Origin of the sequence: Micromonospora fulviviridis, assembly GCF_014648395.1 — a bacterium.
In the GTDB taxonomy this organism is placed as follows: Bacteria; Actinomycetota; Actinomycetes; order Mycobacteriales; family Micromonosporaceae; genus Micromonospora; species Micromonospora fulviviridis.
In genome coordinates, this window is record NZ_BMRA01000001.1 from 135,143 (window position 1) to 151,037 (window position 15,895).

At 73.6% G+C, this 15,895-nt stretch carries 16 protein-coding genes; 3 read left to right on the forward strand and 13 right to left on the reverse strand.

Features of this window, described 5'->3' with window-relative positions; genetic code table 11:
* Positions 1-34: 34 nt before the first annotated feature.
* Together IEY96_RS00610 and mca are read right to left on the reverse strand one after the other, a co-directional pair.
* The gene (locus IEY96_RS00610) at positions 35-328 is read right to left on the reverse strand and encodes a hypothetical protein (RefSeq protein WP_189192839.1); all 294 of its coding nucleotides are present in this window, start codon (positions 326-328) and stop codon (positions 35-37) included.
* A gap of 48 nt (positions 329-376) precedes the next feature.
* Positions 377-1,258, reverse strand: a complete 882-nt coding sequence (gene mca, locus IEY96_RS00615; RefSeq protein WP_189192840.1) for a mycothiol conjugate amidase Mca — start codon at positions 1,256-1,258, stop codon at positions 377-379.
* A 213-nt stretch (positions 1,259-1,471) separates the two neighbouring features.
* On the opposite strand from mca, the gene IEY96_RS00620 reads away from it, so the two are divergent.
* Together IEY96_RS00620 and greA are read left to right on the forward strand one after the other, a co-directional pair.
* On the forward strand, positions 1,472-1,906 hold the full coding sequence (locus IEY96_RS00620; protein WP_189192841.1) for a DUF4307 domain-containing protein: 435 nt from the start codon (positions 1,472-1,474) through the stop codon (positions 1,904-1,906).
* A gap of 143 nt (positions 1,907-2,049) precedes the next feature.
* Entirely contained in the window at positions 2,050-2,550 is a 501-nt protein-coding gene (greA, locus tag IEY96_RS00625) for a transcription elongation factor GreA (RefSeq protein ID WP_189192842.1), read from the forward strand.
* A 128-nt stretch (positions 2,551-2,678) separates the two neighbouring features.
* On the opposite strand, the gene ilvA is transcribed toward greA, so the two are convergent.
* From ilvA to IEY96_RS00645, 4 genes are read right to left on the reverse strand one after another with little or no spacing between them, the layout of a single operon-like run.
* The gene (gene ilvA / locus IEY96_RS00630) at positions 2,679-3,899 is read right to left on the reverse strand and encodes a threonine ammonia-lyase (RefSeq protein WP_189192843.1); all 1,221 of its coding nucleotides are present in this window, start codon (positions 3,897-3,899) and stop codon (positions 2,679-2,681) included.
* Positions 3,896-4,903 (reverse strand): DUF4328 domain-containing protein, encoded by a 1,008-nt coding sequence (locus IEY96_RS00635; RefSeq protein WP_229791329.1) that lies wholly within the window; start codon positions 4,901-4,903, stop codon positions 3,896-3,898. Before IEY96_RS00635 ends, ilvA begins: the two co-directional genes overlap by 4 nt.
* A gap of 9 nt (positions 4,904-4,912) precedes the next feature.
* Positions 4,913-6,325, reverse strand: coding sequence for an amidase (locus IEY96_RS00640; RefSeq protein WP_189192844.1), 1,413 nt, complete (start codon positions 6,323-6,325; stop codon positions 4,913-4,915).
* A 16-nt stretch (positions 6,326-6,341) separates the two neighbouring features.
* On the reverse strand, positions 6,342-7,484 hold the full coding sequence (locus tag IEY96_RS00645; RefSeq protein WP_189192845.1) for a cystathionine gamma-synthase: 1,143 nt from the start codon (positions 7,482-7,484) through the stop codon (positions 6,342-6,344).
* Between the two features lie 156 nt (positions 7,485-7,640).
* Here IEY96_RS00645 and IEY96_RS00650 point away from each other — a divergent pair, with 156 nt between their 5' ends.
* Positions 7,641-8,060, forward strand: coding sequence for an HIT family protein (locus IEY96_RS00650; protein WP_189192846.1), 420 nt, complete (start codon positions 7,641-7,643; stop codon positions 8,058-8,060).
* 51 nt (positions 8,061-8,111) lie between these two features.
* Here IEY96_RS00650 and IEY96_RS00655 read toward each other — a convergent pair whose 3' ends face one another.
* The 7 genes from IEY96_RS00655 to pelF are packed head-to-tail and all read right to left on the reverse strand — an operon-like array spanning position 8,112 to position 15,863.
* Positions 8,112-9,083 (reverse strand): NAD-dependent epimerase/dehydratase family protein, encoded by a 972-nt coding sequence (locus tag IEY96_RS00655; protein WP_189192847.1) that lies wholly within the window; start codon positions 9,081-9,083, stop codon positions 8,112-8,114.
* Positions 9,080-10,378, reverse strand: coding sequence for a nucleotide sugar dehydrogenase (locus IEY96_RS00660; protein WP_189192848.1), 1,299 nt, complete (start codon positions 10,376-10,378; stop codon positions 9,080-9,082). The genes IEY96_RS00655 and IEY96_RS00660 overlap by 4 nt, the downstream gene beginning before the upstream one ends.
* Before the next feature lie 48 nt (positions 10,379-10,426).
* Entirely contained in the window at positions 10,427-11,365 is a 939-nt protein-coding gene (locus IEY96_RS00665; RefSeq protein WP_229791330.1) for a glycoside hydrolase family 191 protein, read from the reverse strand.
* Complete coding sequence (locus IEY96_RS00670; protein ID WP_189192849.1) at positions 11,362-12,258, reverse strand: NAD-dependent epimerase/dehydratase family protein; 897 nt, start codon at positions 12,256-12,258, stop codon at positions 11,362-11,364. Before IEY96_RS00670 ends, IEY96_RS00665 begins: the two co-directional genes overlap by 4 nt.
* Entirely contained in the window at positions 12,255-12,983 is a 729-nt protein-coding gene (locus IEY96_RS00675; RefSeq protein WP_189192850.1) for a nucleotidyltransferase family protein, read from the reverse strand. The genes IEY96_RS00670 and IEY96_RS00675 overlap by 4 nt, the downstream gene beginning before the upstream one ends.
* A gap of 25 nt (positions 12,984-13,008) precedes the next feature.
* On the reverse strand, positions 13,009-14,460 hold the full coding sequence (locus IEY96_RS00680) for a hypothetical protein (RefSeq protein WP_189192851.1): 1,452 nt from the start codon (positions 14,458-14,460) through the stop codon (positions 13,009-13,011).
* A complete protein-coding gene (pelF, locus tag IEY96_RS00685; protein WP_229791331.1) occupies positions 14,457-15,863 on the reverse strand; it encodes a GT4 family glycosyltransferase PelF in 1,407 nt (468 codons plus the stop codon). Before pelF ends, IEY96_RS00680 begins: the two co-directional genes overlap by 4 nt.
* Between the last annotated feature and the right edge of the window lie 32 nt (positions 15,864-15,895).

Consider the following 15,895-nt stretch of genomic DNA (forward strand, 5'->3'; position numbering starts at 1 on the left):
TGGACGACCGGCTTCGGCGTGATTCACGCGCTGTTCAGCCGTTCCGGCGCTGCTGGGAGCCGTTGGGCGCGTTCGTCGGGGATTCCTGCGCGGCGGTCCCGTCTGTCGGATCGGCGACTGTCTCGTCGGCCCGACCCGGCTCGGCCGGCCCGGCCTGCTGGGGGAACCGGTCGGGCAGCCGGCGCAGCCGGGCGTTCATGTTCCGGATCAACAGGACGGTGGCGGTGGCCAGCAGCACGATGAGGAAGAGGCCCATCGGGCCGGCCAGACCACCCGTGCGGGTGTCACCGAAGTTGTTCTCCGCGAGCACCTGGGCGGTGGTCAGCATGGTGTTCCTCCGATGTGCGGCTGACGACCAGCGTAGCCCGCCGGGAAGTCAGCGGGCATGGCACGTCTCGCGCACCCCGGCGAAGAGGTCGGACTCGGGCAGCGGGCTGTCCACCATCGAGCGGGCGAGCTGGAAGTCCTCGGTGGGCCAGGCGCGCTGCTGCAGGTCCATGGGCACCTGGAACCAGAAGCCGTCCGGGTCGATCTGGGTGGCGTGGGCGCGCAGCGCGTCGTCGCGGACCGGGAAGTATTCGGCGCACTCGACCCGGGTGGTGATCCGCTCGCCCTTGTCGGGACGGTCCTCCCAGCGCTTCATCCACTCTCCGTACGGCGACTCCAGGCCGGCGGCGAGCATCGCCTCGTGCAGCGCCATGATCTTGGCCCGCGAGAAGCCCACGTCGTAGTAGAGCTTGAGCGGCTGCCACGGCTCACCCAGCTCGGGGTGGTGGTCCGGGTCGCCGGCGGCCTCGAAGGCGGCCACGGTCACCTTGTGGGTCATGATGTGGTCGGGGTGCGGGTAGCCGCCCTCCTCGTCGTACGTGGTGACGACGTGCGGGCGGAACTGGCGCATGAGCCGCACCAGCGGGGCGGCCGCGACGTCGACCTCCTCCAGGGCGAAGCAGCCGTCCGGCAGCGGCGGCAGCGGGTCACCCTCGGGCAGGCCGGAGTCGACGAAGCCGAGCCACGCCTGCTCGATGCCGAGGATGGCGCGGGCCGCGTCCATCTCCGCACGGCGGATGTCGCCGATGTTGGCCCACACGTCGGGCCGGTCCATCTTGGGGTTGAGCACGCTGCCCCGCTCGCCACCGGTGCAGGTGACGACCAGGACATCCACCCCCTCGGCGACGTATTTCGCCATGGTGGCGGCGCCCTTGCTCGACTCGTCGTCGGGATGGGCGTGCACCGCCATGAGCCGCAGCTGCTCTGCCACCTTCGGTGCTCCTCGTCTGTGCCCGCCGGGCTCGGCCCACCCGGGCCCGCCCGGCTGACCTGCCGGAATCTCCCCCCGCGCCCGCGAAAGCCCCCGTGCTGGCCGGTCGGCGGCGGGGCCGACCTGCCATCCTTGGCTCAGCGCCGGGCTGGGAAGATGGACTCTGCCATTCTTGCCGATGCCGCCGACAACAACGCCAGGAGATACCCGCCGGTGAGCGAGACGCACGCCACAATCGCATCGGGTGCACCGGTCTTCCCGCCCGGCCGCTACGGCCGCCGCCGGGAGCCGGGGCGCCGCCGTCCCCTGCTGCTCGTGCTGGTGGCGGCCCTCCTGCTGGCACTCCTCGGGCTGGTCGCCGCCCGGCTCTACAACCAGTACGGCGACCCCGACTACCGCGCCGAGGTGATCACCTACACCGGGATCACCGACTCCCGGGTGGTGGTCGAGTTCCGGGTCACCGTCCCCGCGGGCGGCTCGGCGACCTGCCTGCTGCGGGCGCGCTCCCACGACGGCGCCGAGGTGGGCCACGTCGAGGCCACCGTGACCGCCCCGCCGGGCGAACGGCACGTCCGGACCCGGCAGGAGGTGCCGACCATGGCCCGTCCCTTCATCGGCGAGGTGCTGCGCTGTCGACCGGCCGGCTGAGCCGGGAACCGGCGAGCCGCCGGCACACGTACCCCGGGTCCGAACGCCGGCACCCGGGGTGATCGGCGACACCCTGACGTGTCCGGCACTGGTAACTTGGTAGTTCACCTGTCAGCCAGTCCGCACCAACGAGGAGATCGCCTGTGTCCACCAATGACAACGAGGCGCCCGCCACCTGGCTGTCCCAGGACGCGTACGACCGCCTGCAGGCCGAGCTCGACGAGCACATCGCCAACCGGCCGGTGATCGCCGCCGAGATCAACGCCCGGCGCGAGGAGGGCGACCTGCGGGAGAACGGCGGCTACCACGCCGCCCGCGAGGAGCAGGGCAAGGCCGAGGGCCGCATCCTCTACCTGAAGGAGCTGCTCCGCACGGCCAAGGTCGGCGAGGCCCCGACCGCCGACACGGTGTCGCCCGGCATGGTCGTGACGATCTACTTCGACGACGACGCCGACGACACGGAGACCTTCCTGCTCGGCTCCCGTGAGATCGCCTCCACGACCGACCTCACCGTCTACAGCCCCGAGTCCGCGCTCGGCAAGGCGATCCTGGGCGGCAAGGCGGGCCAGACCTGCACTTACACGGCCCCGAGCGGGGCCGACATCAAGGTGACGGTCGTCAAGTTCGAGCCGTTCTCCGGCTAGCCGCCAACCGGACCCGCGCCGGATGGCTCGGGTCCGACCCGACCGAGGCTGACAGGCTCCTCGGACCCGAGCCACACCCCGACCGCCCCGACCGGCATCGTCCGGCCGGGGCGGTCGCGTCCGTGGGCTCAGCCCTCGCCGGCGAAGACCACCTGGTAGCCGCTCGCCCGCAGGGCGCTGATGAGGGTGTCCGAGTGCTCCACGCCGCGGGTCTCCACCGAGAGCCCGACCTCCACCTCGCCGAGCCGCAGGTGCGGGTTGGCCCGCTGGTGCACCACGTCCACCACGTTGGCCCGGTGCTCGGCGATCTCGCTGAGCAGCGAGGCGAGCTGACCCGGCCGGTCCGTGCAGCGGACGGTGATCCGCAGGTAGCGGCCGGCCGCGGCCAGCCCGTGCTCGATCACCCGCAGCATCAGCAGCGGGTCGATGTTGCCGCCGGAGAGCACCGCCACCACCGGCGCCTGCACCTCCACCGCACCGGCCAGCAGCGCGGCCACGCCGACCGCGCCGGCCGGCTCCACCACCTGCTTGCCGCGTTCCAGCAGCATCAGCAGCGCCCGGGAGATGTCCTCCTCGGAGACCGTGACGATCTCGTCGACCAGCTTGCGGACGTGGGTGAAGGTCAGCTCGCCCGGGCGGCCGACCGCGATCCCGTCGGCGATCGTCGAGAAGAACGGCAGCCGGACCGGCTCGCCGGCCTTGAGCGAGGGCGGGAAGGCGGCGGCGCTGGCCGCCTGCACCCCGATCACACGTACGTCGGGGCGCAGCGCCTTGGCCACCACCGCGAGGCCGGAGATCAGGCCGCCGCCGCCCACCCCGGTCACGATGGTCTTCACGTCCGGGCACTGTTCGAGGATCTCCAGGGCCACCGTGCCCTGGCCAGCGATGACGTCCCGGTGGTCGAACGGGTGGATGAACACCGCCCCGGTCCGCTCGGCGAAGGTCTGCGCCGCGACCAGCGACTCGTCCACCGTGTTGCCGACCAGCTCGACCTGGGCCCCGTACCCCTTGGTGGCGGCCACCTTCGGCAGCGGCGCGTTCACCGGCATGAAGACCGTGGCGTGTGCCCCGACCAGGCCGGCGGCGAGCGCCACCCCCTGGGCGTGGTTGCCGGCGCTCGCCGCGACCACGCCGCGCTCCCGCTCCTGCGCCGACAGCCGGGAGATCCGCACGTACGCGCCGCGCACCTTGTACGACCCGGCGCGCTGCACGTTCTCGCACTTCAACCAGGCCGGCCCGCCGAGCGCGGCGCTGAGCGGCCGGGACGGCTCCAGCGGGGTGGTGCGGGTGACGCCGGCGAGCAGTTCCCGCGCGGCCTGTACGTCGGCGAGACCGACCAGTTCCGTCATGCCCCGATCGTGCCACCCGACACCGGCGGAACCTGCGGCGACGTCGCCGACGGATCCTCCACCACCTGGGGCGACACGCCGGTGACGGGCTGCACCGGGTACGCCGGGACCGCGCCGGCCGGCCAACCGGGGTGCCCGGGCTGCACGGGCCAGCCGGACTGCACGGGCCAGCCGGGGTGGCCGGGCCAGCCGGACCAGACGGGTGTGGCCTTGGCGATCCGGTCCTGTTGCGCGGCGGAGATCCGCCGGACCAGCACGACGAACGAGACCCCGGCAACCAGGCAGGCCAGCGCGGGGACGAGCCGCGGGCCGAGCGCCCGCTGATAGTGGTCGACGTACGCCGCGAACTGCGCCGGGCTTCGGGGCGTCTCGGCCAGGTCGGCATACCGGTCGTTGTCGAGCTTGTTGATCGCGGCGTCGGCGACGAGGAACAGCAGCCAGGCGGCCCACCAGAGCGCGACCAGCGGGGGCGTCCGACGGCGCCACAGGCTGTCCCGGGCCACGTTGGCCAGCACCCGCGCCGGGACGACGAGATTGGCGAGCGGAACCAGCCAACCGGCGATCGCCCAGGCCGGACCGAGGGACGGCAGTGCGCCCGGGAACGCGTCGAGGTTCTTCCGCACGCGCCAGGTCCAGATGATCACCAGCACCCCGGCGACCAGGAGGGCCACCAGGTACAGCAGCGCGAGCAGCCCCTCGGCGACCACCGCGCCGAGCAGCAGGTCGCCGTCGCGTTGCGCCGCGGCGGACCGCGCCATCCGCGTGCCGATCAGGGGGAACAGCGCGCCCGGCAGATAGAGCAGGGTGGCCGCACCGACCGCGGCCGCGGCGGCCGTACCGAACCCGCGCACCGGGTAGGTGGGTCGGCCGGGCAGCACCGCCGGCAGGCCGAGGGGCGTGGCGCAGCGCTGACACTCGTTGTACGCCGGGGATGTGGCGTCCCCGCAGGTCTGGCACTGCATCGCGACCGTCCGGAAGGTGTGCGCGTGGAGGGGTGCGCACACGCTAGACGATCATGCGCGGGCCGGCGACCCCGTCCCGACCCGGGGATAGCCGGGGGCGTGCCGCTGCCACGGCGCCTGCATCTCGAACTGGCCGGCGACGCCGAGCAGCAGCAGCTCCGAGCCGGGCGGGCCGACGAACTGCACGGCGACCGGCAGGCCGTCCGGGCGGCGGCCGACCGGCACCACGATCGCCGGCAACCCGGCGATGTTCCAGGGCGCGGCGTACGGGGCGTACCGGATGTTGGCGTTCATGTTCGCCAGCCAGGACCGGCCGGACCAGCCGGCGGCGGCCGGCGGCGGGCCGGCCAGCGCCGGGGTGAGCAGCAGGTCGACCGAGTGGTCGGCGAAGAAGTTCACCGACCGTTCGCGCCAGGCGGCCCGGTCGGCCTCGCGCACGTACCCCCGGCGCTGCGCCCACTCGCCGAGCGCGACGTGCCGGCGGCTGCGCCGCTGGAGGCCACGCCGCTCCACGCCCGCGGCCTGCACGTCGGCGGCGGCCGCGGCGAACCAGGTGGCGATGCCCTGGAGGCCGAGCCGGGTCGGGTAGACCGGGTCGGCGGGGACGGTGTCGTGACCGGCGGCGGCGAGCAGCCGGCCCGCGGCGGCGACCGCGTCCCGGTTCGGCGCGTCCGGTGCGACGCCGCGCACCGGCGAGCGCAGCGAGACGCCGACCCGCAGCCGCGGTGGCGGGACCAGCTTCTCCGGGCGCCGCCCGGCCAGCACCGAGAAGCCGACCACCGCGTCGGCCACCGTGCCGGTCAGCACGCCGTGCTCGGTGAGGCCGAACCAGTCGTCCGCGCCGAGCTGGCAGGGCACCACGCCCCGGCCGGGCTTGAGCCCGACCAGCCCGCAGCAGGCCGCCGGGATGCGGATCGAGCCGAGGCCGTCGTTGCCGTGCGCCATCGGCACCAGCCCGGCGGCCACCGCGGCGGCCGCGCCGCCGGAGGAACCGCCGGGGGTCCGCGCCGGGTCCCACGGGTTGCGGGTCACCCCGGTCTCGTCGTCGGTGAGGGCCCAGAGGCCCAGCTCCGGCATCCGGGTCACGCCGAGGATCACCGCGCCCGCGCCGCGCAGCCGGCGGACCACCTCGTGGTCGGCCTCCGCCACCGGGGTACGCACGGCGGCCGACCCGTTCCACGTGGGCAGGCCGGCGACCGGGGTGTTCTCCTTGACCGCGACCGGCACGCCGGCCAGGGGGAGGTTGGCCAGGTCCTCCTGCTCGTCGACCTTCTCCGCCTCGGTGATCGCCTCGCCGCCGCGTACCGCGCGGAACGCGGCAAGCTCGGCGTCGGCACGGGCGATGTGGTCGAGGTGGTCGGCCACGACCTGGGTGGCGGACACGTCACCCCGGCGTACGCCGCGGGCGATCTGCTTCGCGGTCGCCCCCACCCAGGTCGTCGGCATGATGTCCTGCACGGCCATCCTCCCCAGCCAGCGGTCAGCCCAGCGCCTGCTCCAGATCGGCGAGCAGGTCGTCGACCGTCTCGATGCCGACAGACAGTCGCACGAGATCGCCGGGAACTTCAAGCGGCGAGCCGGCAGCGCTCGCGTGTGTCATCCGTCCCGGGTGCTCGATCAGGGATTCGACCCCGCCGAGCGACTCGGCGAGCACGAAGAGCTTCGCCCGGTTGCAGATCTCCACGGCGTGGTCCTCGCCGCCCGCCGCGCGGAAGGAGATCATCCCGCCGAACCGGCGCATCTGCTTGGCGGCCACCTCGTGACCGGGGTGCGCCGGCAGGCCCGGGTAGATGACCTGCGCGACCTTCGCGTGACCGTCCAGGTAGGCGGCGATCCGCTCGGCGTTGTCGCAGTGCCGGTCCATCCGTACCCCGAGGGTCTTGATGCCGCGCAGGGTGAGCCAGGCGTCGAAGGGGCCGTTGACGGCGCCCATCGCGTTCTGGTGGTAGCGCAGCTCCTCGCCGAGCGTCCGGTCGGCGGCGATCAGGGCGCCACCGACCACGTCGGAGTGACCGCCGATGTACTTGGTGGTCGAGTGGACCACCACGTCCGCGCCGAACGCGATCGGCTGCTGGAGGTACGGCGAGGCGAAGGTGTTGTCGACCACCAGCAGCGCATCGGCCTCGTGCGCGACGGCGGCCAGCGCGGCGATGTCGGCGATGCCGAGCAGCGGGTTGGTCGGCGTCTCCACCCAGACGATCCGGGTGGCGCCGGGGCGGATGGCGGCCCGCACCGCGTCCGGGTCGGAGACCTTGGCCGGGGTGTAGTCCAGCCCCCAGCGCTCGGCCACCTTGGCGAAGAGCCGGTAGGTGCCGCCGTACGCGTCGTCCGGGATCACCACGTGGTCCCCCGGCTTGCAGACGGTCCGCAGCAGGGTGTCCTCGGCGGCCAGGCCGCTGGCGAAGGCGAGGCCCACGGGCCCGCCCTCCAGGGCGGCCAGGCATTCCTGGAGCGCGTCCCGGGTGGGGTTGCCGGAGCGGCTGTACTCGTAGCCCTCCCGGGGCGCGCCGACGGCGTCCTGGGCGTAGGTGCTGGTCTGATAGATCGGCGGGATCACCGCGCCGGTGCGGGCCTCGGGGTCCTGACCGGCGTGGATGGCGAGCGTCTCGAAGCCGTGACTCATTCCCGAGACGTTAGTCCGCCCGCCGCGTCCCGCCGCGTGGAACCCGCCCGCGGGTCACCACGGGTCACCACGACTCGCCGCTCCGGCCGGACGACAGGTGGCCAAGATCGGGCACCGAAACCGGCAACCTGGCGCGGCAGCGCCTAGCCTGGCCGGGTGAGTGGGTGCGTGTTCTGCGGGATCGTGGCGGGTGAGGTGCCCGCGTTCCGGGTCGTCGACGAGGCGGACGGCGTGGCGTTCCTGGACACCCGGCCGGTGTTCAAGGGGCACGTGCTGGTGGTGCCGCGGACCCACCTGGTGACCCTGGCCGACCTGCCGCCCGAGGCGCTGCCCGGCTATTTCCGGCTGGTGCAGCGGCTCGCCGTGGCGGTGGAGATCGGTCTGGGCGCCGGCGGGACGTTCGTGGCCATGAACAACAAGGTGTCCCAGTCGGTCCCGCACCTGCACACCCACGTGGTGCCGCGGACCAAGGGCGACGGGCTGCGGGGCTTCTTCTGGCCCCGGACCCGGTACGCCGACGACGCCGAGGCCCGCAGCTACGCAGAGCGCGTCGCCGCCGCGCTGACGGGGCCCTGACCGCCCGGACGGGAGGCCGACGGCGACGGGCCGCCGCCGACCTCCCACCCGCTACCGGGTTCGGGGCCAGCAGTCGCGGTACCAGGCGAAGGTGCGCCGCACCCCCTCCTCCAGCGACACCACCGGCTCGTAACCGGTGAGCGCGCGCAGCCGGGACAGGTCGGGGCAGCGGCGCGCCACCGCGCCCGGCGGGGCCGGCACCGGGTCGAGCCGCGGGTCGAACTCGGCGACCCGGAGCACCAGCTTGGCGAGGTCGCCGATGTTGGTCTCCTCCGCGTCGTTGCCGATGTGCACCACCGCGCCGGCGGCGGCCGGGGTGTCCATCAGCCGCAGCACCGCCTCCACCGCGTCGTCGACGTGGCAGAACGCGCGGGTCTGGTCCATGCCGTAGACCCGGTAGGGGTCCTCGGCGCGCAGCGCGCGCAGCGACAGTTCGGGAATCACGTGGTCGGCGCCCATCCGCGGGCCGTAGACGTTGTGGAAGCGGCCGACCACGGCCGACAGGCCCCGGGCGCGCGCGGTGTGCAGGACGGCCGCCTCGCCGAGCAGCTTGCTGATGGCGTAGCTGAACCGGGGCGAGGTCGGGTCCGCCACCACCACCGGCACGTCCTCGGCCGTCGGCACCGGCACCAGGCCGAGATCGACGCCACCGGCGTACACCTCGCTGGTCGAGGCGAAGAAGACCTTCTCCCCCGGCCGGATCCAGTCGAGCAGGTGCAGCGCCGCCAGGGTGTTGACGCGGACCACCCGGGCCGGGTCGGACTCCACGTTGCGGACCCCGACCACCGCCGCGAGCAGGTACACCTGGTCCCAGCCGTGCGGCAGGGCCGCCCAGGTGGCGGGGTCGGTCAGGTCGCCGGAGCGAATCTCGACCCCCGCGGTGTCCCGAAGCGCGGCGAGTTCGGCGTCGTCGCGTCCCCGGGAGAAGTCGTCGACGATGGTCACGGCGTGCCCGTCGCGGGTCAACCGACGGGCCAGGTGCAGGCCGATGAAACCGGCTCCGCCGAGCAGCAGCGCCCTCACGCGACCACCGCCTTCGACCGGTAGCCGAGCCCGGCGTACCGGGCGCCGGCCGCGGTGACCGCCTCCTCGTCGAGGATCCGCCAGGAGTCGTAGACCAGCGTCGGGCCGTCCGCGCCGAGCATCGAGTCGATCCGGATCGCCCGGTAGTCCGGGTGGTCGTTGACGACCAGGACGGCGTCGGCCTCGCTGAACGCCTTGTCGAGGCTGATCGGCTCACCGCCGTACCGGCGGATGACCTCCGGGGCCACCATCGGGTCGTGGCCGAGCACGGTGATCCCGGCCGCCCGAAGCACCGGCATCATGCTGGCGATCGGGGTCCCGCGCATGTCGTCGGTGGGCGGCCAGCCCTTGTACGCCCAGCCGAGCACCGCGAGCCGGGCACCGTCGGCGCTTCCCCGCTGCTCGGCGATCAGGTCCACCAGCCGCTCCGCCACGTGCACCGGCAGGTGCTCGTTGAGCTCGCGGGCCCGGCCGACGAGGAACGGCTCCCGCTCCACCGAGCTGTCGATCATGATGTACGGGTCCTTGGACAGGCAGCCGCCGCCGACGTACCCGGGTCTCGCCAGGTCGGGACGCGGATAGTCGAGGTTGGCCGCCCGGATCACCTCCAGCGGGTCGAGGCCGTGGCCCTCGGCGATGAGCGCGATCTCGTTGCCGAAGGCGTAGATCAGGTCCGTGTGGCAGTTGTTGGAGAGCTTCACCAGCTCCGCCGCCTCCAGGCTGGAAACGGGCACCAGCTGGGCCGCGAGACCACCGAAGAAGTCCAGGCCGGCGCGGAGGCTCTCGTCGTTCAGGCCGCCGACCACCTGCGGCAGCTCCACCAGCTCGCGCAGGGCCTGCCCCTGGATGGTCCGCTCGGGAGCCATCACGAGACGGGCCCGGCCCCAGGCCGCGAGCAGTGCCGGCAGCACCACGGCGCGGCTGGTGCCCACCGGCACCGTGCTGCGCACCACCACCAGCGTGTCCGGCCCGCACCACTCGGCCACCCCCGCGGCGGCCGAGGCGAGATTGCGCAGGTCGGGCTCGTGGGTCTCCTCGTTCACCGGCGTCGACACGGAGATCACCGCCACGTCGACGGTGTCCGACGGCAGGCGGGTGTCGACGAAGATGGACCGGCCGCCGTACTCGGCGAAGGTCTCCTCGACGCCGGGCTCGTAGATGTGCGGGCGGCCGTTCGACAGCGACTCGACCACGGACGGCGCGACATCGGCGCCGTACACGGTGAAGCCCTTCCGGGCCAGGGCGGCGGTCAGGGTCAGGCCGACGTAGCCCATCCCCACCACTCCGATTCTCATGGGCACTCGTGACTCTCCTATCGGTTCGGTCGGTTGACTGGCCTGCGATCAGCGGCAGGGCGGGCTGACGCGGTCGAGCGCGCGGGAGGTCACGTAACCCCCGAACCCCTCCTGCCGGTACCGGGCGCAGGCGGCCCGGACGTCCTCGGCACGGCCCGCGTAGTCGACGGCGAGGACGACCTTGCCGGCGTCCCGCAGCGCTCGCGCGTTGCCGAGGTTCTCTTCGCACCAACTTTCCGTGCACGGCTCGTCAGGGGACCGGTAGAAGAGGTCCTCCATGCCGATCCCGTCGATGGCGCCGGTGTAGCCGTCGTACTCGCGCAGTTCCGGGGAGTTCTGGGGGAACACCAGCAGGCCCGGCCGCTGCGACTTGGCGTACCGGCTGATCCGGACGATCAGGTCGACCATGGCCCGCGCGAGGTCCGCCCGGGTCCGGCCCGGAGTCAGGGCGAGGTCCAGCTCCTCGTAGGCCAGGGGCGTGTCCAGGTATATCCCGTCGAAGCCGGCCCGCAGGGCCTGGTCGATCCGGGGCCGCACGGCCAGGTCCCACCACCGCTGGTCCCAGTACCGGACGAAGAACTCGTCGGGCCAGTCCGGCCACCGGTTGAGGATGAGGTCGCCCTGCCGCCGGGTCTCCGGGTACTCAGGCCGGAACTGTTCGATGCTGCCGATCTCGAAGTAGGCCAGGACGACCTTCCCCGACGACCGCACCGCCTCGATCTCGGGGCGGGTGAAGTAGTCGGCGTGGGCGTCACGGGCCAGGTCGATCACGGCGAGCGACTGCGTGGCCCGGGCCACCGCGTCGAGCCGGCCCCCCGGGTAGCCCTGCAACTGGTAGACCCAGTCGATGACCGGCCGGTCGGGGGTGATCCGGGGCGCGGCCGGGCGCGACGGCCTGCCGGTGCAGCCGTCGGCGGCGACCACGAGCCCGACGAGCAGCGCCGCCACCACGAGGCGGCGCCACACCCCCGGGCCGCGACGGTTCACCGGCCGTCCCCACCGGCCCACACCGCCTTGATCGACTCGGCGAGCTCGTGCACCGGCACCCAGCCCAGCATCCGCGCGGCGCGGGAGTTGTCGCCCCGCATCCAGGACACCGCGGCCGAACGGGTGGGAGCGGCCGCCTCCTCACGGATGTCACCGTCGAACCCGGCCGCCTCGGCGAGCAGTTCCACCACCCGACGGGTGGGCACGGCCCGGCCGCTGGCGAGGTTGACCACCCGGGCGTCCAGGCGGGGTGCGAACGCGGCGGCCACGACGCCCGCCGCCACGTCCCGCACGTCGACGAAGTCGCGGTGCGCCGACAGCGGTCCCATCGAGATCTCGCCCGAGCCGGTGTGCTGCGCGTGCCGGATGAGCGCCGCGGCCCGGCCGAGCACGGTGTCCTCGTGCAGTCCGGGGCCGACCGGGTTGAACACCCGCAGGGTCACCCCGTCCACCCGGCCGGCCGCGCTGTTCAGCTCCACCAGCGCGGTGGCGGCCAGGTGGCTCAGCCCGTACTCGCTCAGCGGCCGGGCCGGATCGTCCTCACCGACCGGGTGTCCGGGCGGGACCGGACCGTACTCGCCGGCCGAGCCCAGCCGGACGAACCGGATCGCCGGCCGGACCACGGCGATGGCGTCGAGCAGCTTCGCTGTCACCGCCGTGTTCGCCGCCACCAGGTCGTGGCCGGTGCCCGACAACGAACCGGTGCAGTTGACCACGACGTCGGGACGGGCGGCCCGCAGCAGCGCCACGAGGTCGTCCACCCCGCCGTGGACCAGGTCGACCTCGGCGCGGCCCGGCGTGGTCAGCCCGCCGGCCCTCGGGTCCTGCTCCAACTGGCGACAGACCTGGCGGCCGATGAAGCCCGAACCGCCGAACACGAGTACCCGGCTCATACCGTCTCCACCTCCTTCTGCCGCAGCAGCACCGGCTTGAGCTGCTCGAAGGTGCGGTTCACCTCGTCGTAGTCCTCCGGGTGACCGATGTCGACCCAGTAGCCCTCGAAGTCGTAGCTCGCCGGGGGGTCACCGTGTTCGATCAGGTCCAGCACGAGCTGGTCGAAACCGAAGGCCAGGCCCTCCGGGTACGGCGCCAACGCCCGCCGGGACATGCCGTACACCCCCATGCTCACCGTGTAGCGGAAGGTCGGTTTCTCGGTGAAGCCGACGACGTGCCGGTCACGCACGTCGAGGACGCCGAATTCGATCGGTATGGTGCGGGCCGCGGTGGCCACCGTCAGCGGCGCGTCCGACAGGACGTGGGTGTGCAGCAGATCCGCGAAGTCGAGGTCGGTCAGCACGTCTCCGTTCATGACGACGAAGTGCTCAGGAAGTCGGTCACGGAACGCGAACAGCGGTCCCACCGTGGACAGCGGGGCCGTCTCCTCGGCGTAGTCGACCCGGAGACCCCAGGACGATCCGTCGCCGACGAACGCCTTGATCAGTGCGCCGAGGTGGTTGATCGCCAGCGTGGCGTGGGTGAAGCCGCACACCGACAACTGGTGCAGCACCACCTCCAGCACCGCGTGGTTGTCGCCGATCGGCACCAACGGTTTGGGTAACGCCGTCGTGTACGGGCGCAGACGGACACCCTTTCCGCCGGCCAGGATCACCGCATGCATCTATGTGCCTCCCGTCCTTGTATCACTACCGGTATCGCCATGCCTGACCGAGAACCCGGGCCAGGGCGGCGAGGAGCATTGCCTGGAGCAGGACCGCGCTGCCGAGGTATCCGGCCGCGTCGACCAGTGGGCTGGAACCGCCCGGCACGAGCAGCAGCACGGCCAGATGCGCCGCGAGCGCGACGCCGAGCGCCGTGCTGAGCCGGCCGTAACGGCCGTGCCCGGCGACGATGAAAGCCAGGAAGTACCCGCCGGCGATCGCGACGTGGGCGGCCACCAGCACCGCTCCCGCCGTGCTGAGCAGACCGGCCTGGCGCAGGGGCGCGAACATCGGCAGCGCGAGGACCGCCACCGCGACCGTGACCAGCGCCAGCTCGACCGCCAGCCGGGCCCAGACGCCGGTGGCGAACCGGCGCGGGTCCCGCTCGTGCCGCAGCCGCGCCCGGGCCCGTTCGTGCAACCGGCGGGCGCGCCACTCCACGAGTCCCATGCCCAGCACCAGCGGCGCCGCGGCGACGGCGAGATCCACCGGGCCGGACAGGTGGCGGGCGGCCGAGTGCAGCAGGTACGCCGCCGAGAGCGCGGCGTAGAGCAGGACGGCGCAGAGCTGCGGCAGTTCCGGGCGGACGGCACGGTGCAGGGGCAGGTCGGCGGGCGGCTTCGCGGGCTGCGCGTACCAGGCGGGGAGATCGCTCCGGGTGGTCCACCGGAGCGCCAGGACGAACGCGACGGTCACCGACCCGCCGGCCACGACCACGGCGACCGGGGCACCGGGCCGCCCGGTCAGCAGGTACCCGCCGCCGGCCGCGACGGCCGGCGCCATCGCGGCGAGCAGCCAGACCTCCCGCCGGTAGAAGAGCGCCGCGGTCGCGGCGGCCTGGTACGCCAGCAGGCCGCTGGCCAGCAGGACCGGGGGCAGGTCAGCCCCGGTCCCGCCGGCCAGGGCCGCGGTGGCCGCGGCCGCGATCACCGGGCCGAGCAGCGCCGACCACCGCAGCAGGCGCCCGGACGCGCGGACGAGGCCCCGGCCGACGAGGCGGTAGGCCAGCCAGGCGGTCCCGCCCGACCAGACCCAGCCGAAGGGCCCCACGACCAGCAGCGCCAGCACCACCGGCCGTTCGGCGAGGATCGCCAGCACGGCCGGAAGCAGCACACCGGGCATCAGGTACAGCAGACCGTGCGAGAGGTCCCGGGCCGCGCGGACCGCGTCCGCCGGCGCGACCGGGGGGACCGCCGGCGGCCGGACCCGCGGGTCGAGCCGCCGGAACACCTCCTCGGCCAGCACGAAGACGTCGGGGCGGCCGTAGTCGTCCCGGGCCGAGCGGTCGGTCAGACCGTCGGACTCCAGCGCGGCGGCGACCTGCATCGCGTCGACCGGCCGGCCGAGCCGGGGCCGCATCCGCTCGACCAGGCCGGCCACCGGGTCGTCGACGACCCGGGGCAGCACGGGTGTCGGGGCTTCCGCCGTCGCGTTCATGCCGCCACCACGGGCCACTCGCCGACGAGGTCCCGGTAGATCCGCCGGTACGCCTCGATGGACTGGTCAAGCGTGAAGTGGGCCAGGACGCGGTCCCGCGCGGCGGCGCCGAGCCGGGCGCGCAGCGGCGCGTCCCGGAGCAGCCGTACGCAGGCCGCCGCCACCGCCACGTGGTCGCGTGGTGGCACCACGTACCCGGCGTCGCCCACCGCCTCGGCCACCCCGCCCACGTTGGTGCAGACCATCGGACGTCCGCAGGCCATCGCCTCGACCACGGCGTACGGGAAACCCTCCGAGATACTGGTCAGCGCCACCACCTGCCCCTGGTGGTACGCCTCCACGGGCGCGCCCACCCGGCCCTCGAGCACGGCGTCACCGGTGAGCCCCAGGTCGGCGATCATCTTCTGGCAGCTGTCGCGGTACTCGGCGCCTCCGGCCGGGGCGTCCCCGAAGATCCGCAGCCGGGCCCCGGGCACTTCGGCCCGGACCAGTGCGAACGCGCGGATCAGGGTGTGCAGGTCCTTGATCGGGTCGATCCGGCCGAGGTAGACGATCACCGGCTCCGCCGGCTCCCCCTTCGCCGCCGGGAACTCGTCCGGGTCGACGCCGTTGTAGACGGTCCACGTGCGCTCGGGGTCCGCCCCGTTGCGCAACTGCCACCGCCGGTTGTAGCCGCCGTGCGGAGCCAGAGCGTCCACGCTGAGGTACGCGGCCCGGGCGAGCTGCCGGTGGAAGCCGAGGACGAGCACCTGCACCGGGTACGGCTCGTCGGAACCGAGCAGTTCCAGGTAGCGCTCGCGCAGGTACATGCCGTGCTCGGAGAGGACCATGGGGGTGCTGTACCGCCACTTCGCGGTCAGCCCGACCAGCGTGCACAGCCCGTTCATGGACGAGTGCACGAGGTCGGCCCGGACCGGCTCGACGGAGAGCGGTCGGAGCATGCTCTCGATCAGCGAGAGCGCGGCGACGCCGTCGGCCATGGTGAGCTCCGGCTCGTCCGCCCGTACGCCCCGCCAGGCGTTCATCGTCATGGACAACGCGGTGTTCGACGTGAGGGCGTCGGTGAGGTCGCCGCCACCGGCGGCGTACTCGTGCATGAGGCGCAGCGCGTCCAGGAAGCGGACCCGGCTCACCTCCCCCCGCCCCGGCTCCGGGTCGTCGGGCCGCAGGACGGCGCCGAGCAGGGCGGCGAGGCCCTCGCGGAATTCGCGCCCCGGCCGCCGCCCCGCCCCACGGCGCTCGGGCCGGGGTCCCCACAGGGGGATGGTGCGCAACCGGTCGAGGTTGGCCGGCGGCTCCCAGCGCGGGCGTTCGGTGCCGTCCACGGTGAGCGCCACCATCTCCCAGTCGTGTTCGGGCAGTCCCCGGATGAGCTGGTCGCACCAGATGCTCACGCCGCCCATGGCGAACGGGTAAGTCCCCTCGGAGACCAGCG